The sequence below is a fragment of the Caulobacter sp. 17J80-11 genome, from assembly GCF_014349105.1.
Classification (GTDB): Bacteria; Pseudomonadota; Alphaproteobacteria; order Caulobacterales; family Caulobacteraceae; genus 17J80-11.
This window is the reverse complement of record NZ_JACSJI010000015.1, coordinates 37,474-59,586: the sequence shown is the minus strand read 5'-3', so window position 1 is coordinate 59,586 and position 22,113 is coordinate 37,474. Positions and strand designations below refer to the sequence as shown.

Below are 22,113 nucleotides of genomic sequence, written 5' to 3'. Positions count from 1 at the left end.
CGCGGAAACCGGTGTCGATCCTTCGCTTTTCTACTCGATCACATGCGGCACGAACCGCGCGGTGTTGTCGGTGATCGGCGAGGTCGATTCGCGCACGCCCAGGCCGCAGGCCTGCCGGTTCACGACCCAGCTGCCCAGCACCGCCCAATTGCCGTCCGCCTGGGCCAGCTCGGCCCGGCGCTGGAAGACGAACAGGTCGTCGTCGTAGCTCCCGCCGCGGGCGGCCACCGGCGCGCCGGCCCGGACCACCTCGACATTGGCGCCCTCGCGACCGCGCACCGGCTTCTTCACATAGTCGCCCCAGGCCGCCGCCTCCGCCTGCGAGGTCGTGGCGTCCAGCAGGTACTCGCTATCGGGGAACATCTCCTTCAGCGTGACCAGCAGGCGCTTGTTGGAGGCCACCATCTTCCAGGCCGGCTCGATCAGCTTCAGGCGTCCGGCCTGCACCGCTTCGGCCAGCTTCGGGCCGAACGGCTCGTCCAGCAGCCATTCCCAGGGATAGAGCTTGAACAGGGCCCGGATCGGCCGGTTCTCGCCGTCCACGAAGCCGTCGCCGCGCAGGCCGATCTCGTGGATCGGCACGGCCAGGGGCTGAACGCCGGCCTCCGCCGCGCAGGCGGCCAGATAGCCGACCGTGCCCTCGTCCTCGGGATGGGGGCTGACGCTGGCCAGGTGCAGGGGCGCGGCCTTGCCGCCATGCTCGCCGTAGAGCTTCAGCGCCTCGATCAGCTTCTCGTGGATCGAGTTGAACTGGTCGAGCTCAGGGAAGCGTTCCTGCAGCCAGTACCACTGCACCACGGCCGCCTCGAGCAAGGAGGTCGGCGTGTCGCCGTTCAGCTCCAGCAGCTTCAGGTCCTGGCCGTCGAAGGCCAGGTCGAAGCGGGCGTAGAAGGTCGGCTCCCAGCTGCGCTCGGCCCAGCTGCGCTCGATCAGGGCGATGGCCGGCTGCTCATAGCCGAAGGCGGCCAGCTCGCGCCGCTCGATCACCCGGCCGACCGCGGCCAGCACCATGTCGTAGAGCTCGGCGGTGGCCGCCTCTATCCAGTCGATCTCTTCGGTCGAGAAGGCCCAGTAGGCGCTCTCGTCCCAGTAGGGCTCGCCCTGGTCGGTGGTGTGCCACTGAAGGCCCAGATCCTCCACCCGCGTGCGCCAGTAGGGACGCGGGGCGATGCGCACGCGACGCACGGGCTCAGCCGCCGGCGTGTTCGCCGCGCGCGGTGGCCCCGAAGCCGCCCCGGCTGACGACGCCCCCTTCGGGCGTGGAGGCGACCGACAGGCGGCTGGGCAGCATCGCCTTGCCGTTGCGCACCGGCGCGTCGCCGACCTTGTTGCCGCCCGAATAGAGCCCGCCGCCGGGCGAGCCGTAGACAGGATAGCCGCCGCCGCCGAAAGCCCGGCCGATCAGAAAGCCCATCATCATCGGCATGAACACCGAGTGGCCGCCGGCCTGGACGGGCGGCTGCTCCTCGCACGAGCCCGCGCCCCAGTCGGCCTCGCAGGCCGCCTTGTCGGCGAACTTGGGCGCGGTCCTGGCGTGGTCGGCCTTGGCCTGCTGGAAGGCGGTGTCGCAGTCCTCGGCCATGTTCTCCTGACGGCACTGCTCGACCGAGGCGTAGACGGGCGTCTCCTCCGCGGGCGCTTCGACACGCTGCTCGCAGCCGGCCAGGACGGTGGCGGCCGACAGGCCGAGCACGGAGAAGCCGACGGAAGCGCTGCGGCGTTTACTGGTCATGGTCGACTCCCCCTGTTCCAGCGGGATATGGCAGAGCCCCTTCACACCGCCAAGCGGAGCGCCTTGCCTTTGCGGCGTTTTCCGCGTATTCGCGCTCGCTTTCCTGGAAGGCGGTCTCTTCGCGGTCTCCAAGGAACGGGCGTTCCGTCCGTTCGCCGCGTCTAGATCCATCGGGACGGATCCGGGTCTTCCGCCGGCCGCTCCGCCGCCTTCCACCCGGAAGAGGACCAAATGGCACTCTACGAACACGTCATCATCGCGCGGCAGGACATCTCGCCGCAACAGGCCGAGGCCCTGAACGACACGCTCAAGGCCCTGCTCGAAGAACAAGGCGGCACCGTCGCCAAGATCGAGTACTGGGGTCTGCGTAACCTCACCTACCGCATCAAGAAGAACCGCAAGGGCCACTACTCCCTGCTCGCCATCGACGCTCCGTCGGCGGCGGTGAAGGAGATGGAGCGCCAGATCTCGCTCAACGAAGACGTGCTGCGCTACATGACCGTGCGCGTCGAAGAGCTCGACCTGGAGCTCTCGCCGGTGCTGGCCCGTCGCGAGCGTGAACGCGAGCGCGGCGACCGTGACCGCGACCGTCCCGACCGCGGCCCCCGCGGCGGCTTCGAAGATCTGGTCTGAGGAACCCGGACATGACCGACACGACCGCTCCGACCCCGGGCGCCCCGGCCGGCACCGGCCCCGCCCGTCGCCCGTTCTTCCGTCGCCGCAAGGTGTGCCCGTTCTCGGGCGCCAACGCGCCGAAGATCGACTACAAGGACGTGAAGCTGCTGCAGCGCTACGTCTCCGAGCGCGGCAAGATCGTCCCGTCGCGCATCACCGCGGTGTCCGCCAAGAAGCAGCGTGAGCTGGCCAAGGCCATCAAGCGCGCCCGCTTCCTGGCCCTGCTCCCCTACGTCGTGAAGTGAGGACTGACCGATGAAAGTCATCCTGCTTGAACGCGTCGAGAAGCTCGGCGCCATCGGCGACACGGTTTCGGTGAAGGACGGCTTCGCCCGTAACTTCCTGCTGCCGCGCCAGAAGGCCCTGCGCGCCACCTCGGCCAACCTGAAGCTGTTCGAAGCCCAGCGCGCCCAGATCGAGGCCCGCAACGCCCAGAACAAGGCCGACGCCGAAAAGTCCGGCGAGAAGCTCGACGGCTCCCAGTACGTCATGATCCGTTCGGCCGGCGAAAGCGGCCAGCTGTACGGTTCGGTCGCCGCCCGCGACGTCGCCGAGGCCGTCAAGGCCGGCGGCGGCAAGGTCGAGCGCAACCAGGTCGTCCTGGACGTGCCGATCAAGACGCTGGGCGTCCACGCGGTGAAGGTGAAGCTGCACCCCGAAGTGACGATCACCGTCACCGTGAACATCGCCCGTTCGGCCGACGAAGCCGAGCGTCAGGCCCGCGGTGAGAACGTGATCGCCTCGCAATTCGAGGAAGAGCGCGCCTACGCCGCCGAAGCCGCCCAGGACATGCTGGAAGGCGGCGCCGGCCAGGCCGAGCGCGAAGCGGAAGCCTACTAAGCCTTTTTCCAAGGCTGAGAATTGAGACGGCGCGGGAGCTTCTCCCGCGCCGTTTTCTTTTGCGCTGCAAAAAATCTGTGCTTGACGCTGGCGCCGATCAAGCTCAGCATTATCTCACTCATCGAGACCGGCTGAGGGACAGGCCCGAAGACGCCGGGGCAACCTGCGAACCGAATTCGCAAGGTGCCAACTCCTGCGGGGGCGCTTCGCCCGCGACAGATGAGCCGGACACGCCTTCAGGCGCGACGTCCGCTCCCTGCCGCAAACCGTCGGATTTTCTCGACGAGCGTAGCGCAGGGGGCTTCAGTGTCTCAGATGACAGCGATGATCGAGCGACCTTACGCGGGCCTGCGCGCGCCGTGTTCTCGCCGCTGCCGTCCGGCTCGATGTAGCCGCTGACTGATCGCGGCCCCGGCCGCACCGCCTCTCACAACCGCATCATCGAAATGTCGGCGACCGCTTGCTGCGGCGCCGAAACGACGGCGCACGCATGTTGCGCCGCGAAAGGCAACTGCAAATGTCTCTGTTCTCGACTCGCGCCCTGCTGCTGGGCGCCGTCTCGCTCGTCGCCCTCGCCTCGCCCGCCCTGGCCCAGGAGGCCGCCGACCGCACCCCCGAAGACCCCGCCGCCGTCGACGAGGTGGTGGTCACCGGCACCCGCGTGGCCGGCCGCTCGCGCCTGGACACCCTGGCCCCGGTCGACGTGATCCGCAGCGAGGCGCTGACCCGCCAGGGCACGACCGAACTGGCCGAGGCGCTGTCCACCACGGCCCCGTCGATCACCTTCCCGCGCGCCGCAGCGGTGGACGGCACCGACAGCGTGCGCCCGGCCGCCCTGCGCGGCCTCAGCCCCGACCAGACCCTGGTGCTGGTCAACGGCGTGCGCCGCCACGCTTCGGCCCTGGTCAACGTCAACGGCTCGGTCGGCCGCGGCTCGGCCGCCGTCGACCTGAACGCCATCCCGGTGACCGCCCTGGAGCGCGTCGAGGTCCTGCGCGACGGCGCCTCGGCCCAGTACGGCTCCGACGCGCTCGCCGGCGTGATCAATCTGCGCCTGCGCGAGGCCCGCGACGGCGGCGGCGCGAGCGTGACGGTCGGCCGGTACTTCACCGACGTGGACACCGCCCGCACCAGCCGCTCGGTCCAGGACGGCCAAACCGTCACGGTGTCCGGCTGGCAGGGCCTGCCGCTGGGGGCCGACGGCTTCCTGACCGTGTCGGGCGAATACCGCGACCGCGAGCCGACCAGCCGCGGCGACCTCGACCCGCGGGTCACGCCCGCGCGGGTCACCTCGCGCTACGGCGACCCGGAGGCGCAGGACCTGACGCTTTACGCCAACGCCGGCCTGCCGCTGGCGAACGGCTGGGAGGCCTACGGCTGGGCCGGCCTGCAGAAGCGCGACAGCGAAAGCGCCGCCTTCTTCCGGATCCCGTCCAACGCGAACAACGTGCCGGCGATCTACCCGAACGGCTTCCTGCCGCTGATCGGGGTGGAGGTCGAGGACGTCTCCGCGGCGGCGGGCCTGCGCGGCGAGATCGGCGGCTGGAAGGCCGACTTGAACGTGAGCTACGGCCGCGACAAGCTGGACTACGGCGTCTCGAACACGCTCAACCCGACCTACGGCGCCGCCTCGCCGACCTCGTTCGACGCCGGCGGCTTCACCTACGATCAGGTGGTGCTGGGGCTGGACCTGACCCGCGGCTTCGAGGTCGGCCTGGCCGGCCCGCTGAACGTGGCCTGGGGCGTCGAAGCGCGCAGCGAGAGCTATGAGATCCGCGCCGGCGACGCGAAGGCCTGGAACCAGGGCCCGATCGTCGGCCCGGCCCCGGGGGCCCAGGGCTTCCCGGGCCTGCGCCCCTCCAACGAGGTCGACGAGGACCGCCAGGCCATCGGCGCCTATGTCGACCTCGAGGCGCAGATCACCGACAAGTTCTCCGCCTCGGCGGCGGCGCGGGCCGAACACTATTCCGACTTCGGCGACTCCCTGACCGGCAAGCTGGCCGCACGCTACGACTTCACCCCGGCCTTCGCGCTCCGCGGTTCGGTGTCGACCGGCTTCAGGGCGCCGTCGCTGCAGCAGCAGTACTACACCGCCACCTCGACCAACTTCACCGCCGGCGTGCCCTACGAGGTCGGCACCTTCCCGGCTGACGGCGCTGTCGCCCGCGCCCTGGGCGCCCAGCCGCTGGACGCCGAGACGTCGGTGAACGCCAGCCTGGGCGCGGTCTATCGCCGCGGTCCGTTCGAGCTGACCGTCGACGCCTATCAGATCAACATCGACGACCGCATCGTGTTGACCGACAACCTCGGCGGGACCTCGCGCCCCGACATCGCCGCCCTGCTGACCCCGTTCGGCGTCACCCAGGCGCGCTTCTTCATCAACGGCGTGGACACCGAAACCCAGGGCGTGGACGTGGTCGCGCGCTATCGCTGGGACACCGACTTCGGCCGGTTCGACCTGACCGGCGCGGCCAATTTCAACTCGACCGACGTCACCCGCCTGCCCAGCACCAACGTGCTGTCCTCGCTGACGCCGCCGCCGGTCCTGTTCGGCCGCGTGTCGCAGAACATCATCGAGACCGGCACGCCGGAGAAGAAGCTGGTCGCCGCGCTGGACTGGCGTCTGGACCGCTGGGGCGCCAGCGCAAAGGCCACCCACTACGGCGAGGCGATCGAGCCGGGCTCGACCGCGGCCAGCGACATCTCGTCCGGCGACAAGACCCTGGTCGACCTGGAGGGTCGGTTCGACGTGACCGACAACTTCGAACTGGCGCTGGGCGTGGACAACCTGTTCGACGTCTACCCGGACGAGACGCCGGCGGCGCTCAACTCGACCGGCACGCTGGGCTTCACGCGCTATTCGCCGTTTGGCTTCAACGGCCGCTTCGCCTATGTGCGAGCGGCGTTCAACTGGTGAGCCCAGCATGTTGAAATTTCTGCTGAAACAGCCGCTCTGGCGGAAGGTGGCGGTCGGCTTCGGCCTCGGCGTTCTCGCCGGGGCCCTGGCCGGGCCGCAGGCGGAACCCTGGTTCGGGCCGCTGGGCGACCTCTATGTGAACCTGATCAAGATGCTGGTCGTGCCGCTGGTGTTCTTCACCGTCGCCACCAGCCTCCCCAAGCTGGCCGGCGTCGGCAACGCCGCCCGCCTGGGCGGGCGCACCCTGGCCTGGTTCGTCGTCACCTCGACCCTTGCGGTCGGGGTGGGCCTGGGCTTCGGCCTGCTGTTCGATCCGGGCGCCGGGGTCTCCAACCTGGTGACCGAGCCGTTCGCCCTGAAAGATATTCCGACGGTCACCGAGGTGCTGGTTGGCCTCGCGCCCGCCAACCTGTTCGCGGCTCTCGCCGAGGGCAAGGTGCTGCAGGTGCTGGTGGTGGCCGGCTTCGTCGGCGCGGGCCTGCTGGCGCTCGGCGACAAGACCGCCCGCCTGCGCGCCCTGCTGGACGAGGGTTCCAGCCTGATCTTCCAGATCACCCGCTGGATCATCCAGCTGACCCCGATCGGCGTGTTCGGCCTGATCGCCGCCGTGGTCGGCCACTACGGCCTGGCCTCGCTGGCGCCGCTGGCCAAGTTCATCGTCGCGGTCTACGTCGCCTGCCTGGTCCACATCCTGGTGGTCTATGGCGGGCTCCTGAAGCTGCACGGGCTGAAGGCCCTGCCGTTCTTCCGCGGCGCCCTGCCCGCCCAGCAGACCGCCTTCGCCAGCGCGTCCAGCATCGGCACCCTCCCGGTGTCACTGCGCACCACCATCGACCGGCTGGGCGTGCCCCAGGCCTACGCCGGCTTCGCCGTGCCGCTGGGCGCCAACATGAAGATGGACGCCTGCGGCGCGATCTATCCGGCCATCGCCTCCATCTTCGTGGCCCGCTACTTCGGCGTGGAGCTGACCGGCGCCCATTACGGCCTGATCGCGCTCACCGCCGTCCTGGGCTCGCTGGCCACCGCCGGCGTGCCGGGCACGGCCACGGTGATGCTCACCCTGACCCTGTCCACCGCCGGCCTGCCGCTGGAGGGCCTGGGCCTGCTGGTCGCCATCGACCGCATCGTCGACATGATGCGCACGGCCACCAACGTCACCGGCCAGATGCTGGTGCCGGTGCTGGTCGCCCGCGAGGAAGGCGTGCTCGACCTCGCGGTGTACGAGGGGCGCGGCCGGGCCCCCGCGCCGGAGGCGGAACCGGCCGTCCTGGCCGCGGAGTAAGGGAAGCGCGGCGTGCGACATCACGCCGTTCACCGTCCGGCGCAGGCGCGAGCCTTGCGCCGGAAGGAGAACATCCACAGGACAAGGCCAATTGTTAACGCCTGCGGCGCGCGCGCCTCTCGCCTGCGCCGCAGGGTCCGGTATGGCTTTCGGCCATGACGCTCCCCGCCTTCGTTCCGGGGGTGGCCGCGGACGGATCCGCGATCGCCCAGCTGCCGCACAACCTCGAAGTCGAGCAGGCCCTGCTCGGCATCCTGCTGTTCGACAACTCGGCCTACGAGCGCCTGCCCGACACCCTGTCGGCGCGCCACTTCTACGAGCCGTTCCACCAGCGGCTCTACACCGCCATCGAAGACCACGTGCGCAAGGGCATGCTGGCCGAGCCGGTGGTGCTGATGGAGCGCTTCAAGCGCGATCCGGCGTTCGAGGAGCTGGGCGGCCTACGCTACCTGGCCGACCTGGTCGACCGCGCCCCGCCCGCGGCCAACGCCTTCGACTACTCGCAGCTGATCTACGACCTGGCGCTGCGCCGCGAGCTGATCCGCATCGGCGGCGAGATCTCCAAGGTCGCCATCGAAGGCGGCGAGCCTGAGCCGAAGACCGCCCGCGACCAGATCGAGAGCGCCGAACAGCAGCTCTACGTCCTGGCCGAAAGCGGCTCGTCCTCGACCGGCTTCGTCACCTTCGGCGACGCGGTGCGCGGCGCCGTGGAGATGGCGGCCGAGGCGTTCGAGCGCGACGGCGGCCTGGCCGGCGTCTCCACCGGCCTGATCGACCTGGACCAGAAGCTCGGCGGCCTGCACCCGTCCGACCTGCTGATCCTCGCCGGCCGTCCCTCGATGGGTAAGACGGCGCTGGCCACCAACATCGCCTTCAACATCGCCCGCAACTACGCCTACGAGATGCAGCCGGACGGCAGCCGCAAGACCGTGCGCGGCGGCGTGGTGGCCTTCTACTCGCTGGAAATGAGCGCCGAGCAGCTGGCCATGCGTATGCTGGCCGACGCCTCGGGCGTGTCCTCGGACAAGCTGCGTAAGGGCGAGATCGACGCCTCGGAATTCGGCCGCCTGCGCGACGCGGCCATCGAGATCCAGGAAAGCCCGTTCTACATCGACGACACCGGCGGCATCTCGATCTCCAAGCTGACCGCCCGCGCGCGCCGTCTGAAGCGCCAGGTCGGCCTGGATCTGATCGTGGTCGACTACCTGCAGCTGGTCACCGCCTCGGAGCACAAGCAGGGCCAGGGCCGGGTGCAGGAAGTTTCCGAAATCACCATGGGCCTCAAGTCCCTGGCCAAGGAACTTTCGGTTCCGGTCATCGCCCTGTCGCAGCTCTCGCGTCAGGTCGAGCAGCGCGAGGACAAGCGGCCGCAGCTGTCGGACCTTCGTGAATCCGGCTCGATCGAGCAGGACGCCGACGCCGTCATGTTCGTGTACCGCGAGGCCTACTATCTGGGCCGCTCCGAGCCGCGCGAGGGCACGCCCGAGCACCTGACCTGGCAGGAGAACATGGACCGCATGAAGGGCGTGGCCGAGGTCATCATCGGCAAGCAGCGTCACGGTCCCATCGGCACGGTGCGCCTGTCCTTCGACGACAACACGGTCCGCTTCGGCAACCTGGCCCGCGACGGCCGCTTCGACAGCTACCAGAACTACGAATAAGGGCGGTTCGCCGCACGCGGGCCCCTTCGCTTCCGCCACGCAGGCGGATAGGACAGGGCCCGCCTCCCCGCCTTCGAGTCCCTTGATGCCCTACGCCCCGGCGACCGCCCGCCTGACCGTCGACCTCGACGCGCTCGCCGCCAACTACCGCCTGCTGGTCGGCCAGTCCGGACGCGCCGAGGTCGCCCCGGTGGTGAAGGCGGACGGCTACGGCATGGGCGCGGCCCCGGTTGCGCGCCGGCTGTGGGCCGAGGGCGCCCGCACCTTCTTCACCGCGCGGGTCGCCGGCGGCGAGCACCTGCGCGAATTCCTGGGCCCGGACCGGCCGGCGACCATCTACGTGCTGGACGGCTGTCCCGACGCCCAGGCCGCCCGCCTGCACGCCGCCGACCTGATCCCGGTTCTCAGCAGCGTCGCGCAAGCCGCGGCCTGGCAAGCCTATTCGCGCGGCATCGGCGTCCTCCCCGCGGCGCTGCACGTCGACACCGGCATGAACCGGCTGGGCGTCCGCCCCGAGGAGCTGGAGGCGATGGCCCTGTCGCCCGACCGGCTGGCGGGCCTGGACGTGCGCATGGTGATGAGCCACCTGGCCTGCGGCGGCGAGCCGGGCAATCCGATGAACCGGCGCCAGCGCGACCGCTTCGCCGAGGCCGCCGCCCTGTTCCCGAACGCCCGCGCCAGCCTGGCCAATTCCGGCGGCAGCTTCCTGGGCGACGACTACCTGTTCGACCTGACCCGCCCGGGCGTGACGCTCTACGGCGGCGGGCCGGAGGAGCGCTTCGACCCGCGCGTGAAGGCGGTCGCCACCCTGGAGGCCGAGATCCTGCAGGTGCGCGCCGTGCCGCCGGGCGAGACGGTCGGTTACGGCGGCGGCTGGGCCGCGACCCGGCCCACCCGCGCCGCCACCGTGGGCATCGGCTACGCCGACGGCGTCCTGCGCGCCAACTCACCGAATGGCTCGGTCTGGTTCGCCGGCGCCGAGCGGCCTCTGCTGGGCCGCGTGTCCATGGACCTGATGACGGTCGACGTCACCGGCTGCGACGACGCCCGCCCGGGCGAGCGGGTGGAGCTGTTCGGCGCTCAGCTGCCGGTCGACACGGCCGCCGCCCGCGCCGGCACCATCGCCTACGAACTGCTGACCCGCATCGGCCCGCGGGTGGAACGACGCTACCTCGGCGCGGTGGAATAGGCCGCGACGCCCGCCAGAGGTCGAGTTTCCGCCTGCGGGTCCTTCGTCAGGTCGGGTGCGATCGCCTCTCGCACCTTGGTCGCCGTCGCCGCGGACGCGATCAGCGCGAAGAACACCAGGATTCGCAAGGCCGCGACCGCCGCCTCGGGCGTCTTCAGCACGCGCGGAAGGCCCACGAACAGCTGGTAGGTGGCGTACAGGAACAGGATGGCGGCGAGCAGGTCGCTCCACGAGGTCAGGGCGACGCCCAGCCAGAAGGCCGGCCCGGCCCAGCCGACCAGGGCCACGGCCTGCGTGACGCTGGCGGGTCCCTGCAACAGGCGCGCGATCAGCATGATCAAGACGACGCTCGCCGTCACATGCACAGCCGCCGCGAGGTAGAAGCCGCCGTAATCGCGCGCCGACCAGGCCAGGGCTCCGGTCGGGACCAGGAAATGCAGCCCGAGCGCGGCGACCGAAGCCATGACGACGGTCAGCGCCAGGGCCGCCACCGGCCGGGGCGCTTCGGCGACGCGCTCCCATTCGACGCTGGGCGTCCGCAGCAGGCCGGTCAGTCGATCCAGAATGAACACGCGCTTCTCCCGCCCCTCGCCTGAGCGTACACGGCCTAGCCTCTCGGCGCGTTCGCAATTTCGAGTGAAAGGGTTGCGGTCGGCGGTTGCAGCGGAACCACAACCTTCGAAAGCCCCACGCAGGCCCCTTTCGCGCGGCGAACGAATGCGGAACCATCCGCCCGCGAATCAGGCGAAATTCCTCCGTCCCCGGAGACCCTCCAATGGCGCGAGACGGCGCGGCATACGTCTGCCAGTCCTGCGGCGCGGTCCACGCCAAGTGGTCCGGGCGCTGCGACGCCTGCGGCCAGTGGAACACCCTGGTCGAGGAGGTCGGCGCGCGCCAGCCTGGCGCGCTGGCCCCCACCAAGGCCACTCGCACCCGCGGTCTCGCCTTCGAGACCCTGCAGGCCGAGACGCCCGAGCCGCCCCGCATCGAGACCGGCGTGGCCGAGTTCGACCGGGTGTGCGGCGGCGGCGTGGTGCCGGGCTCGGCCATCCTGCTGGGCGGCGACCCGGGCGTGGGCAAGTCCACCCTGCTGATGCAGGTCTGCGGCCAGGCGGCCCTGCGCGGGGCGAAGGTCGCCTACGTCTCCGGCGAAGAGGCGGTCGAGCAGGTGCGCTCGCGCGCCCAGCGCATGGGCCTGGCGCAGGCGCCGGTGAACCTGGCGGCCGAGACCTCGGTGCGCGACATCCTCGACGCCCTGAAGCGCGACCAGTTCGACCTGGTGATCATCGACTCCATCCAGACCCTGTGGAGCGACGCCCACGAGGCCGGCCCGGGCTCGGTGACGCAGGTGCGCGCCTGCGCCGGCGAACTGGTGCGGCTGGCCAAGAAGAAGCGCGTCGCAGTGGTTCTCGTCGGCCACGTCACCAAGGACGGCCAGATCGCCGGCCCCCGCGTGGTCGAGCACATGGTCGACGCCGTGCTCTCGTTCGAAGGCGAGCGCGGCTATCCGTTCCGCGTGCTGCGCGCGGCCAAGAACCGCTTCGGCGCCACCGACGAGATCGGCGTCTTCGAGATGGGCGACAGCGGCCTGCGCGAGGTCGCCAACCCTTCGGCCCTGTTCCTGGGTGAAGGTGGCGAGCGGGCGGCGGGCGCCGCCGTGTTCGCCGGCATCGAGGGCTCGCGCCCGGTGCTGGTCGAGTTCCAGGCCCTGGTCGCGCCCTCGGCCTACGGCACGCCGCGTCGCGCGGTGGTGGGCTGGGATTCCGGACGCCTGGCCATGGTGCTGGCCGTCCTCGAGTCGCGCTGCGGCCTTCAATTCGGCAATCGCGACGTCTACCTGAATGTCGCAGGCGGCTTGCGGATCAACGAGCCGGCCGCAGATCTAGCGGCGGCAGCCGCCCTCGCCTCCTCGGCGCTTGAGGCGCCGTTGCCACAGGGCTGCGTCGTTTTCGGCGAAATCAGCCTTTCAGGCGAGGTTCGAGGGGTGGGACGCATGGAGGCGCGCTTGAAAGAAGCAGCCAAGCTTGGTTTCTCTCAGGCGCTCGCCCCGACCGCCGCGGCCGAGACCTCGCCCCTGCCCGTCACGGCCGTCGGCCGCCTGGCCGAGGCGATCCGGCGGATCGCCGAAAGCGAGTGGCCTAAGGGAGCCGCCGCATGACCGCCTTCGACGTCTTCGCCCTGGTGGTGCTGATCGTGTCGGCCATGGCCGGCTTCGTGCGCGGCGGCGCGCGCGAGATCGTCACCCTGTTCGCCTTCCTGTTCGCCGGCCTGATGGCCGCCCTGGCCCTGCCGCTGACCGCGCCCTTGGGCCGCAAGCTGGTCGATCCGGACTTCCTGGGCACCATCGCCGCCTTCCTGGTGGTCGCGGTCCTGGTTTACGCCATCGTGCGCCTGGTGGGCGCCTGGGCCGGCCAGAAGCTGCGCCAGACCGAGCGTTTGGGCGGGCTGGACCGCAGCGTCGGCGTCGGCTTCGGCGTGGCGCGGACCCTTGTGTTCCTGGGCATGGTTCATCTGCTGATGTTCGGCTACGTGCCCCACGATCGAATTCCCGGCTGGTACCGGGGAGCGGCGGTCTATCCGGTGTCGGTGGCCGCCGCGAAAGGCATCCAGGCGATCCTGCCCGGAGGCGCCAGGCTGGCCGACAAGATCGCCCCGAAGGTGGAGCATTCCGTGCGGGTGGGCGCCTCGTCTAAGCCGCATTCGAAAAGTAAGGAGCGCGCCGAATACGACCGGCGTGAGCGCGACCGTATGGACGCGTTGGTGGAGAAGTCCCGATGAGTGAGCACCGCGAGTACGTCCACACCACCTTTGAGCGCGATCCGGACGACGACCGTCCGCGCCTGGAGTGCGGCGTCTTCGGGGTGTTCGGCGTCGCCGACGCCAGCGCCATCGCCGCGCTCGGCCTGCACGCCCTGCAGCACCGCGGCCAGGAAGCCTGCGGCATCGCCTCCTCGGACGGCGCCCGCTTCCATACCGAGCGCCACATGGGCCACGTCGGCGACGCCTTCACCGGCGCCGACCTGGTGGAGCGCCTGCCCGGGCGCGCGGCCATCGGCCACACCCGCTACTCCACCGCCGGCGGTTCGTTCCTGCGCAACGTCCAGCCGATGTTCGCCGACCTGGACACCGGCGGCATCGCCATCGCCCACAACGGCAACCTGACCAACTTCACGACCATTCGTTCAGAGCTGGTCGCCGAGGGCGCGATCTTCCAGTCGACCTCGGACTCGGAAGCGATCCTCCACCTGATCGCCCGCTCGCGTAAGGCCAAGATCGTCGACCGCTTCGTCGAGGCCCTGTCGAAGATCGAGGGCGGCTACGCCCTGGTGGCCCTGACCAACAAGAAGCTGATCGGCGCGCGCGACCCGCTGGGCATCCGCCCGCTGGTGCTGGGCGAGATGAACGGCAAGTACGTGCTGGCCTCGGAGACCTGCGCGCTGGACATGATCGGCGCCAAGTTCGTCCGCGACATCGAGCACGGCGAAGTCGTGGTGATCGACGAGAACGGCATCGAGAGCCTGCGCCCGTTCCCGGCCGAGCGCGCCCGTCCGTGCGTGTTCGAATACGTCTACTTCGCCCGCCCCGACAGTGTCGTGAACGGCCGCAACGTCTACGAAGTGCGCAAGCGCATGGGCCGGCGCATCTCGCAGGAATCGGGCGTCGAGGCCGACGTGGTCGTGCCGGTGCCGGACTCCGGCGTGCCGGCCGCCCTGGGCTACGCCCAGGAGAGCGGCCTGCCCTTCGAGATGGGCATCATCCGCAACCACTATGTGGGCCGCACCTTCATCCAGCCGACGCAAGGCGTGCGCGAGCTGGGCGTGCGCATGAAGCACAGCCCCAACCGCGCCGTGCTGGCGGGCAAGCGCGTCGTGCTGATCGACGACTCCATCGTGCGCGGCACCACCTCGGTGAAGATCGTGCGCATGGTCCGCGAGGCCGGGGCCAAGGAAGTCCACCTGCGCTCGGCCTCGCCGCCGATCATGTGGCCGGACTTCTACGGCATCGACATGCCCGACCGCGACAAGCTGCTGGCCGCCAACAAGTCGCTGGAAGAGATGCGCCAGATGCTCGAGGTGGACAGCCTGGGCTTCCTGTCGGTCGAGGGCCTGTACTGGGCCATGGAGGCCGGTCCGCGCGACCCGGTCACCCCGCAGTTCACCGACCACTACTTCACCGGCGACTATCCGACCCGCCTGCTGGACCGCGAGATCGCCGAAGGCCGCGACGACCTGGTCAAGCGTCAGCTGTCGCTGCTGGTCAGCGCGTAGGCGCCTGAGCCGAAACAAAGCCTGGAAGGCCCGCGCGGACGCCGCGTGGGCCTTTCTTCTGACGGGACGACAAGAGTAGAAGCCCGCCCATGACCGACTCTTCCTCCAAGCCCCTGGCCGGCCGCGTGGCCCTGGTCACCGGCGCCTCCCGCGGCATCGGCCGCGCCTCCGCCCTCGCCCTGGCCGCCGCCGGCGCGCACGTGATCGCCTGCGCCAAGACGCAAGGCGGCCTGGAGGAGCTGGACGACGACATCCGCAAGGCCGGCGGCGAAGGCGCCACGCTCGTCCCCTTCGACCTGACCGACGCCAGCGCGCTCGATCGGCTGGGCGGCGCCGTCTACGAGCGCTGGGGCAAGCTCGACATCATCGTCCACGCCGGCGGCATGCTGGGCGGGCTCTCCCCGGTGTCGCACTTCGACGTGCGCCAGTGGGCCAAGGTGATGGCGGTGAACCTGACCGCCGTCTACCGCATGATCCGCTCGTTCGAGCCGCTGCTGAAGCAGTCGGACGCCGCCCGCGCGGTGTTCTTCACCTCCAACGCCGCCGAGCGCCCGCGCGCCTTCTGGGGGCCCTACGCCGCCTCCAAGGCCGGCATGGAGGCGCTGGTGCGCAGCTGGGGCGACGAGGTGGAGAACACCTCGATCCGCGTGGCCGTGGTCAATCCGGACAAGATGGCCACCCGCATGCGCGCCGAGGCCTATCCCGGCGAAGATCCGGAAAAGCTGCCCGACCCGTCGGAGATCGGCCCGCTGATCCTGGAGCTGGTCGCGCCCGGCCGGATCCCGCCCAAGGAGACGGTCAACTTCAAGGACTGGAAGGCGGGCCTGAGCGCGGACGCGCTGGTCTGAGCCCTTCTCCCTCCCCTTCATGGGGAGGGTGGCCCCGAAGGGGCCGGGTGGGGAAACGCTCAGAGACTTCCCCACCCTGGCCCGCTGCGCGGGCCCTTCCCTCCCCATGAAGGGGAGGGAGAACACTCACATCACCGACCCTTCGGCCGCGTGGGCTTGGCCCCCGGCCCCGAGCGCGGGCGTACGATAGCGCGGGCGACCGGGCCCTTGCCGACGTTCTTGCCCTTTGCCGCTTTCGGCTTCGGACGCGCGGGCGCCGGCGGCGCCGAGCCGGTCGCCTTCTGGAAGCGGCGCGGCGCGGTCCTGGCCGGGCCCTTCTCGCCGCCTTCGGCGTAGGGGTTCGAGCCCGACTTGACGGTCACGCGCACCGGCACGCCCGGCAGGTCGAAGCTCTCCCGGATCGAATTGACCAGGTAGCGGCGGTAGTGCTCCGGCATCTCGTCGGCGCGGCTGGAGAACAGCACGAACGTCGGCGGGCGCGCCTTGGTCTGGGCCATGTACTTCGGCTTGATGCGCTTGCCGTTGACCGCCGGCGGCGGGTGCCTCTGCACGGCCATGGCCAGCCAGTCGTTCAGGTCGCGCGTCTTGATCTTGGCCGACCAGTCCTTGTGCACCTTCAGGATGGCCGGCATCAGCCGGTCCAGCCCGCGCCCGGTCAGGCCCGACAGGGCGATCAGCGGCGCGCCGCGCAGCTGCGGCAGAACGCGGTCGGCTTCTTCGCGAAGCTCGGCCAGGCGAACGTTCGGCTCCTTGGCCAGGTCCCACTTCGACACGGCGTAGACCAGGGCCCGCCCTTCCCGCTCGACCAGGTCGGCGATCTGCAGGTCCTGGGTCTCGAAGGCGTTGGCCTCGTCCATCACCAGGATCACCACCTCGGCGAAGGTGATGGCGCGGATGGTGTCGGCGGTCGACAGCTTCTCCAGCTTCTCCTGGACGCGCGCCTTGCGGCGCAGGCCCGCGGTGTCGACCAGGCGGATGCGCCGGTTGTCCCACTCCCAGTCGACCGAAATGGAGTCGCGGGTGATGCCGGCCTCCGGGCCGGTCAGCATGCGGTCCTCGCCGATCAGCCGGTTGACCAGGGTCGACTTGCCCGCGTTCGGGCGGCCGACGATGGCGATGCGGATGGGCTTCTCGAGGTCCTCGACCTCTTCCTCCCAGTCCTGCGGCGCGGCCGCCATGATCGCGGCGTAGAGGTCCGCCAGGCCCTCGCCGTGCTCGGCCGACAGCGGCACCGGCTCGCCGAAGCCCAGTGCGTAGGCTTCGCCCACGCCCGCGTCGCCGGCCTTGCCCTCGGCCTTGTTGGCGATCATCACGACCGGCATGTCGCGCCGGCGCAGCAGGTCGGCGAAGATGCGGTCCAGCGGCACCACGCCCTCGCGGGCGTCGATCACGAACAGCACCAGATCCGCTTCGTCGACCGCCTTCTCGGTCTGGGTGCGCATGCGCGCCTCCAGGCTCTCGTCGGACACGTCCTCGAAGCCGGCGGTGTCGATCAGTTCCAGGTCCAGATCGCCGATGCGGCCGCTCGCATAGCGGCGATCGCGGGTGACGCCCGGACGGTCGTCGACGATCGCCAGCTTCTTGCCGGCCAGGCGGTTGAACAGGGTCGACTTGCCGACGTTGGGCCGGCCGACGATGGCGACTTTCAGCGCCATGACGCCTCTCTTTCAAAAACAGCGGCGCCCCCCGCCGGACCGGCGGAGGGCGCCCCTCTAGTCTGTTCTAGCGAAAACTGCGCGCCGCGTCAGCGGATCGCGATCAGATCCGCCTTGTCGGTGACGACGTAGATTTTGTCGCCGTAGGCGATCGGCGACAGGTAGGACGCCGCGCCGATCTTCAGGGTCTTCTGGATCTCGCCGGTCTGGGCGTCGATGGCGACGGCCTCGCCCCAGTTGTTGACCAGCACCAGGCGGCCCGAGGCCAGCAGCGGGCCCGACCAGATCGGCCGGGTCTGCACGTCCAGCACGCCCAGGAAGCCGCCCTCGTTGCGCACGCGGCCCTTGTTCAGGTCCTTGATCCAGTAGACCTGGCCGCTCTCGCGGTTGGCGGCGATCAGCTCGCCGGCCTGGTCGACGATGTAGACCACGTCGCCCGCAGGAACCGGAGCGTTGACGCTGGCCACCGGCAGGTCCCACTTGCGCGCGCCGGTGCGCACGTCCACCGCGGCGAACACGCCCGAGTGGCTGGCCGCATAAACGTCGCCCTTGTAGATCGCCGGACGGCCCGCGATGTCGCGGATTTCCGACAGGGCGTTGGTGCGGCTGGTGCGCGACAGCACCTCGCTCCACAGGGCGTTGCCGTTGGCGGCGCGCAGCGCCACCAGTTCGCCCGACGAGAACGGCGTGATCACCGCGTCGCCCTGCACCGCCGGGCTCGAGGCCTTCATGATGCGGGCCGGTTCGACGATGGCCTGGTAGCTCCAGGCGATCTCGCCGGTGTTGATGTCGAAGGCCAGGATCTGGTTGTCGACGTCGACGACGTAGACGCGGCTGCCCGAGACGGTCGGCGCGGCGTGGATCGGCGACTCGACGTCGGTCTTCCACAGCACCTTGCCGGTGCCGGCGTCGACCGCGGCCATGAAGCGGTAGCCGGAGCTGACGAACACCTTGCCGCTGGATACGGCCAGGCCGCCGCCGAAGGCTTCCTTGTCCTTGCCCTCACGGCGCTCCAGGTCGGTGCGCCAGGCCTGACCGCCCGTGGCGGCGTCAGAGGCGGTGACGGTCGCGTGGGCGTCCATGGTGAAGATGCGGCCGTCGACGGCGACCGGCGGCGCGGTCACCTGGCCCTTGCGCGAGGAACCCTCGCCGACGCCGTGCTTCCAGGCGATCTCGAAGGCCGGGGCGGCGGCGACGTTCTCGACCGCCTGCTCCTCGTTGCCGCCCGGCAGCGGCCAGGCCGTCACCGGCTGGGCTTCCGGGATGTAGAACGTCTGGCCGGCCAGGGTGTCGGACACCTGCAACTGGCGTTCGAACCCGATGACCGGGATGCGCTCGCCCTTGGCCGCGGTGGTCTTGGAGCCTTCCTTCTTGTCGAAGGGGTTGAGCTTGCTGACCGTGGCGCAGGCGGACAGCCCCGCGCAGCAGGCCAGGGCGACGGCGGCGACCTTCAGCTTCTGGTTCATTGCTTGCCGGCTCCGGCTTGCGGGACCGGCGCGCCGGTCTGGGGGGCGAACGGGTTCTGACCGGCCGGGGCCGCCTGCGGCTTGGGCAGCTCGGCGGCGGCCTTGGCCAGGCCCGGCAGCTTGGCGGCCGTGCCGGAGTCGATCATCTGGATGGCGGCCTGGGCGCGGGCGCGCACGCCTTCCGGCGCGTCCGACAACAGCGACAGCACCACGAAGTCGCCGCGGGCTTCCTTGACCTTGCCGGCCTGCAGCTTGGCCATCGCCAGCGCTTCCTTCGCGGTCGCGCGGTACGGACGGCCGTCCTCGGTCAGCGGCGTCAGCCGCTTTTCCATCTCTTCGTAGGAAGCCTTGTCCATCAGGGCGAAGGCCGCCTTCAGGCGGGCGTTGTCGCCGAGGATCGGGGACGGGGCGACCTTGGCCGCCTCGTCGAACAGCTTCACGGCCTCGTCCGACTTGTCCTGGCCGACCAGGATATGGCCCTGCTGCATCAGCGCCAGGGTGCGGTAGCCGCGGGTGCCCAGCTTGCCGGCCTCGGCGAAGGCCGCGTCGGCCCCGGCGCGGTCGTTGGTCTGCAGCGCCTTCAGGCCGCGATCGTAGGCGACCGACGCCTTGCCGGCGCGGCTTTCCTGCCAGGCGCTCCAGCCGTAGGTCCCGCCGACCCCGAGGACGAGCGCCGCGGCGGCGCCGCCGACCCAGGGCAGGTAGCGGCGGGCGAGCGTGCGCCACTTGTGGGCGCGCATCTCATCCTCGACCTCTTCAAACACGTCGACCACGACAGGACGCTCCTCGCCGGCGCAAAACAGTAAATTCGTCGCGAAACTATAGCCTAGCCGCGCGAACGGCAACGCGGCTCACGCGCGCTGCGCCACCCTTGAAAGAAAAAGGGGAGCCGCGAGGCTCCCCGAACTCAGGCCGGCTTCTTCGCGAAGTAGGTTTCCGACACCGCCGGGAAGCGGCGGGTGCGCACGTCGTCCCTGTACGCGGCCACGGCGCGGCCGATCTCGCCGCGCAGGTCGGCGTAGCGGCGGACGAACTTCGGGGTCCAGTCGAACAGGCCCAGCATGTCGTCGACCACCAGGATCTGGCCATCGCAGGCGGCCGAGGCGCCGATGCCGATGGTCGGCACGTGCAGGGCCTCGGTGATGTCGCGGGCCAGGCCCTCGGCCACGCCCTCGACCACGACGCTGAACGCGCCGGCGTCGGCGGTGGCTTCCGCCTCGGCCAGGATGCGCAGCCGCTCGTCGTCGGTCTTGCCCTTTGCCTTGAAGGCGCCGTCGGTCAGCACCGCCTGCGGGCGCAGGCCGATGTGGCCCATCACCGGAATGCCGCGGCGGACCAGGTAGTTGATGGTCTCCGGGACGGTCGGGCCGCTCTCGACCTTCACGGCCTGGGCCCCGGTCTCCTTCATGATCCGGGCGGCGTTGGCGTAGGCCTGCTCCGGCCCGGCCTCGTAGGAGCCGAACGGCATGTCGATCACGACCATCGCGCGGCGAGCCCCCCGCATCACGGCCTGGCCGTGCAGGATCATCATCTCCATGGTCACGCCCACCGTGTTGGGCAGGCCGTGCATCACCATGCCGACCGAGTCCCCGACCAGCAGCAGGTCGCAGTGGTCGTCCAGGATCTCCGCCATCGGAGCGGTGTAGGCGGTCAGGCAGACGATGGGATCGCCGCCCTTGCGGGCGGCGATGTCCGGGGCCGCCAGACGGCGGACCTTCTCTTCACGGTGGGAAGACAGTTTTAGACCTCTTCGAACAGGCGCAGGGCCGCGGCCCCGGCGGCGATCACCATCATCGCCGAAACCGCCCAGAACATGCCCGCGCTGGTGGACAGTCCCACCAGAGATTCCGTCTGGGAGACCGCCCCGTCAACCGCGGCGTCGACCGTCCGGAAGGAATTGGCCAGCGACTGCTGCATGTGCAGGGTCAGGTTCGAGCCCAGCGTCTGGCTGATCGCGATGACGCCGCCGATCGCGCCGGCGGCGCCGATGCCCAGACGCCGCCAGCGCCAGCTCCGGTCGAGCTTGGCCAGCACCCTGTCCGAGAACATCTCGGCGTCGGGGTAGACCGGGGCCTGGGCGAACATCCGCTCCAGGCCAGCTTCAAACTCGCGCTCAACCATGCGCCCTGCTCCCCGCCTGCCCGCCATCCGGCGCCAAGCGTTCTCTGAGCTTATCCAGACCACGTCTGACATGCGATTTGACCGTTCCCAGCGGCGTGTTCAAGGTCTCGGCCACCTCGGCGTGAGAAAGTCCCGCGCCGTAGCATAAAGACACGCAGAGCCGTTCCGCCGGGCTGAGCAGCTTCAGCGCGCCGTCCAGGTCGATCCGCCCGGCCGCGTCGGCGAAGCCGACCGGCTGGTCGGGTTCGTGGTCCTGGCCGTCGAGCACGAAGCGGGCCTCCTTCTGGCGCCGCTTCAGGTAAAGCCGCGCGGCGATGCGTTTGACCCAGCCGGCGAAGGTGCCCTCGCCCCGGAACTCGGCGATCGCCTCGAACGCCTGCAAGAAGGCGTCCTGGGCGAGGTCGTCGGCCGCGGCCGCGTCGGCGCCCATACGGCGCAGCAGCGCCCGCACCGCGCTCCCGTGGCGTCTGACCAGCTCGCCGAACTCCCGCCGTCCACCCGCCGCCGCGAGGGCGGCGAGCTCGACGTCGTGGAGGCCGTGCAGGGCCCGATCGGTTTGTGAGGCGCCCATCAGCGCGCTCCTCCCCCTAATGCCCGATCAGCCCTTACGGTCCTTGGCGAACAGGCCAAGCAGCAGGTAGGCGATGCCGATGAAGCCGGGGAAAGCCGCGCCCGTGAACCAGCCCCAGGCGTCATCGAAGCCCTCGTAGAACGTCCAGGCGCCGCCGATGGTGGCCAGGGCGGCGGCGATCGCCAGCATGACCACGCCGCGGCGGACGTCGCGGTAGGGCGACACGGACGGCTTGATGTCGCGGGTCATCGCGTCGAGCACTTCGGGCGGAACGTCCTGGCCCTTCTCAAACGCGACGCGCAGCGTCTCCTGGAGCTTCTGCCGCTCCTGACTCTTCAGATAGCCCGGCACGATCACGATCGCCGCGATCATCAGGAAAAAACCAAGCGGAACCAGAATATCGGGACCCATAACGATTCACCTTTTCTCGACGTCAGGGGAGCGTCTCGCTCCAGCCTTCTGATCACAAGAGGCGACGACGGAGCCATACGGATGCGGATCGCGAGGTGAAATGTTCGTCATGTTTGTAAAGGCCCCTTCAGCGGGACCACGAACACCGCTTCGTAGCCGCCGGAGACCTCCGACATGCTGACGTCGGCGACACGGTAGCCCTGCCCTTCCCGCTCCACCGCGACCTCGGCCACCGCCTGGAACGCCTCGCGCGCGGCGGGGTCCTCACCGACCGGCGCAATGCTGAAACCGGTTTCGCACGGCGTGACGCGGTGCAGGGGCGAGCCGGCCCGCAGGAAATCCAGATAGGTCATCGGCCGCGACATACGCCGCCACGCGCGCTCGCTCCACCGTCGGCTGCGACGCCGCACAGCTCTGAACTTCCGGCAGCGTCACCGAGTTAAGCCCCACGGTACTGACCGCGCCGCTTCCGGGCCG

At 70.1% G+C, this 22,113-nt stretch carries 22 protein-coding genes, 1 pseudogene and 1 riboswitch; of the genes and pseudogenes, 11 read left to right on the top strand and 12 right to left on the bottom strand.

The genetic code is table 11. From position 1 onward, the window contains the following. Nucleotides 1-30: 30 nt before the first annotated feature. Nucleotides 31-1,185 carry a glutathionylspermidine synthase family protein gene (locus H8B08_RS14770; protein ID WP_187450958.1) on the bottom strand — a complete coding sequence of 385 codons (1,155 nt, stop codon included), beginning with the start codon at nt 1,183-1,185 and terminating at the stop codon, nt 31-33. A gap of 4 nt (nt 1,186-1,189) precedes the next feature. Further along, on the bottom strand, nt 1,190-1,732 hold the full coding sequence (locus tag H8B08_RS14765) for a DUF1190 domain-containing protein (protein WP_187450957.1): 543 nt from the start codon (nt 1,730-1,732) through the stop codon (nt 1,190-1,192). Between the two features lie 231 nt (nt 1,733-1,963). Here H8B08_RS14765 and rpsF point away from each other — a divergent pair, with 231 nt between their 5' ends. The 7 genes from rpsF to alr all read left to right on the top strand — a co-directional run bounded on the left by rpsF (nt 1,964) and on the right by alr (nt 10,296). Then, nucleotides 1,964-2,365 (top strand): 30S ribosomal protein S6, encoded by a 402-nt coding sequence (rpsF, locus tag H8B08_RS14760; protein WP_187450956.1) that lies wholly within the window; start codon nt 1,964-1,966, stop codon nt 2,363-2,365. Nucleotides 2,366-2,376: 11 nt separating this feature from the next. Next, on the top strand, nt 2,377-2,652 hold the full coding sequence (rpsR, locus tag H8B08_RS14755) for a 30S ribosomal protein S18 (protein WP_187450955.1): 276 nt from the start codon (nt 2,377-2,379) through the stop codon (nt 2,650-2,652). Between the two features lie 10 nt (nt 2,653-2,662). Next, the gene (rplI, locus tag H8B08_RS14750) at nt 2,663-3,247 is read left to right on the top strand and encodes a 50S ribosomal protein L9 (protein WP_187450954.1); all 585 of its coding nucleotides are present in this window, start codon (nt 2,663-2,665) and stop codon (nt 3,245-3,247) included. Between the two features lie 115 nt (nt 3,248-3,362). After that, nucleotides 3,363-3,473, top strand: a riboswitch (SAM riboswitch). A 291-nt stretch (nt 3,474-3,764) separates the two neighbouring features. Further along, nucleotides 3,765-6,164 carry a TonB-dependent siderophore receptor gene (locus H8B08_RS14745; RefSeq protein ID WP_187450953.1) on the top strand — a complete coding sequence of 800 codons (2,400 nt, stop codon included), beginning with the start codon at nt 3,765-3,767 and terminating at the stop codon, nt 6,162-6,164. A 7-nt stretch (nt 6,165-6,171) separates the two neighbouring features. Next, a complete protein-coding gene (locus tag H8B08_RS14740) occupies nt 6,172-7,446 on the top strand; it encodes a dicarboxylate/amino acid:cation symporter (RefSeq protein WP_187450952.1) in 1,275 nt (424 codons plus the stop codon). Nucleotides 7,447-7,601: 155 nt separating this feature from the next. Continuing rightward, nucleotides 7,602-9,107 carry a replicative DNA helicase gene (locus H8B08_RS14735; RefSeq protein ID WP_187450951.1) on the top strand — a complete coding sequence of 502 codons (1,506 nt, stop codon included), beginning with the start codon at nt 7,602-7,604 and terminating at the stop codon, nt 9,105-9,107. A gap of 85 nt (nt 9,108-9,192) precedes the next feature. Further along, a complete protein-coding gene (gene alr, locus H8B08_RS14730) occupies nt 9,193-10,296 on the top strand; it encodes an alanine racemase (RefSeq protein WP_187450950.1) in 1,104 nt (367 codons plus the stop codon). Here alr and H8B08_RS14725 read toward each other — a convergent pair. Next, nucleotides 10,275-10,868, bottom strand: coding sequence for a Yip1 family protein (locus H8B08_RS14725; RefSeq protein WP_187450949.1), 594 nt, complete (start codon nt 10,866-10,868; stop codon nt 10,275-10,277). The two genes, alr and H8B08_RS14725, sit on opposite strands and share 22 nt — an antisense overlap. A 203-nt stretch (nt 10,869-11,071) precedes the next feature. Between H8B08_RS14725 and radA the strand changes: the two genes are divergently transcribed. The 4 genes from radA to H8B08_RS14705 all read left to right on the top strand — a co-directional run bounded on the left by radA (nt 11,072) and on the right by H8B08_RS14705 (nt 15,412). Next, nucleotides 11,072-12,454 carry a DNA repair protein RadA gene (gene radA / locus H8B08_RS14720; protein ID WP_187450948.1) on the top strand — a complete coding sequence of 461 codons (1,383 nt, stop codon included), beginning with the start codon at nt 11,072-11,074 and terminating at the stop codon, nt 12,452-12,454. Next, on the top strand, nt 12,451-13,074 hold the full coding sequence (locus H8B08_RS14715) for a CvpA family protein (protein ID WP_187450947.1): 624 nt from the start codon (nt 12,451-12,453) through the stop codon (nt 13,072-13,074). Before radA ends, H8B08_RS14715 begins: the two co-directional genes overlap by 4 nt. Further along, a complete protein-coding gene (purF, locus tag H8B08_RS14710) occupies nt 13,071-14,564 on the top strand; it encodes an amidophosphoribosyltransferase (protein WP_187450946.1) in 1,494 nt (497 codons plus the stop codon). Before H8B08_RS14715 ends, purF begins: the two co-directional genes overlap by 4 nt. Nucleotides 14,565-14,653: 89 nt before the next feature. Then, on the top strand, nt 14,654-15,412 hold the full coding sequence (locus H8B08_RS14705) for an SDR family NAD(P)-dependent oxidoreductase (protein ID WP_187450945.1): 759 nt from the start codon (nt 14,654-14,656) through the stop codon (nt 15,410-15,412). A gap of 131 nt (nt 15,413-15,543) precedes the next feature. On the opposite strand, the gene der is transcribed toward H8B08_RS14705, so the two are convergent. The 9 genes and pseudogenes from der to H8B08_RS14665 form a co-directional block, all read right to left on the bottom strand. Continuing rightward, on the bottom strand, nt 15,544-17,016 hold the full coding sequence (der, locus tag H8B08_RS14700) for a ribosome biogenesis GTPase Der (protein WP_370545490.1): 1,473 nt from the start codon (nt 17,014-17,016) through the stop codon (nt 15,544-15,546). Beyond that, nucleotides 17,002-17,067: pseudogene (locus H8B08_RS19625) on the bottom strand (GTPase); the annotation flags it as partial. The gene der and the pseudogene H8B08_RS19625, both read right to left, overlap by 15 nt. A gap of 89 nt (nt 17,068-17,156) precedes the next feature. Further along, the gene (locus H8B08_RS14695) at nt 17,157-18,533 is read right to left on the bottom strand and encodes a PQQ-binding-like beta-propeller repeat protein (protein WP_187450943.1); all 1,377 of its coding nucleotides are present in this window, start codon (nt 18,531-18,533) and stop codon (nt 17,157-17,159) included. Continuing rightward, on the bottom strand, nt 18,530-19,306 hold the full coding sequence (locus tag H8B08_RS14690; protein WP_187450942.1) for a tetratricopeptide repeat protein: 777 nt from the start codon (nt 19,304-19,306) through the stop codon (nt 18,530-18,532). The genes H8B08_RS14695 and H8B08_RS14690 overlap by 4 nt, the downstream gene beginning before the upstream one ends. 134 nt (nt 19,307-19,440) lie before the next feature. Beyond that, nucleotides 19,441-20,271 carry a 3-methyl-2-oxobutanoate hydroxymethyltransferase gene (gene panB / locus H8B08_RS14685; RefSeq protein ID WP_187450990.1) on the bottom strand — a complete coding sequence of 277 codons (831 nt, stop codon included), beginning with the start codon at nt 20,269-20,271 and terminating at the stop codon, nt 19,441-19,443. Between the two features lie 2 nt (nt 20,272-20,273). Further along, the gene (locus H8B08_RS14680; RefSeq protein ID WP_187450941.1) at nt 20,274-20,654 is read right to left on the bottom strand and encodes a hypothetical protein; all 381 of its coding nucleotides are present in this window, start codon (nt 20,652-20,654) and stop codon (nt 20,274-20,276) included. After that, nucleotides 20,647-21,225 (bottom strand): RNA polymerase sigma factor, encoded by a 579-nt coding sequence (locus tag H8B08_RS14675; RefSeq protein WP_187450940.1) that lies wholly within the window; start codon nt 21,223-21,225, stop codon nt 20,647-20,649. The genes H8B08_RS14680 and H8B08_RS14675 overlap by 8 nt, the downstream gene beginning before the upstream one ends. Before the next feature lie 27 nt (nt 21,226-21,252). Beyond that, nucleotides 21,253-21,636 carry a DUF6249 domain-containing protein gene (locus H8B08_RS14670; RefSeq protein ID WP_222934501.1) on the bottom strand — a complete coding sequence of 128 codons (384 nt, stop codon included), beginning with the start codon at nt 21,634-21,636 and terminating at the stop codon, nt 21,253-21,255. 107 nt (nt 21,637-21,743) lie between these two features. After that, complete coding sequence (locus H8B08_RS14665) at nt 21,744-21,989, bottom strand: hypothetical protein (RefSeq protein WP_187450938.1); 246 nt, start codon at nt 21,987-21,989, stop codon at nt 21,744-21,746. Nucleotides 21,990-22,113 lie beyond the last annotated feature (124 nt).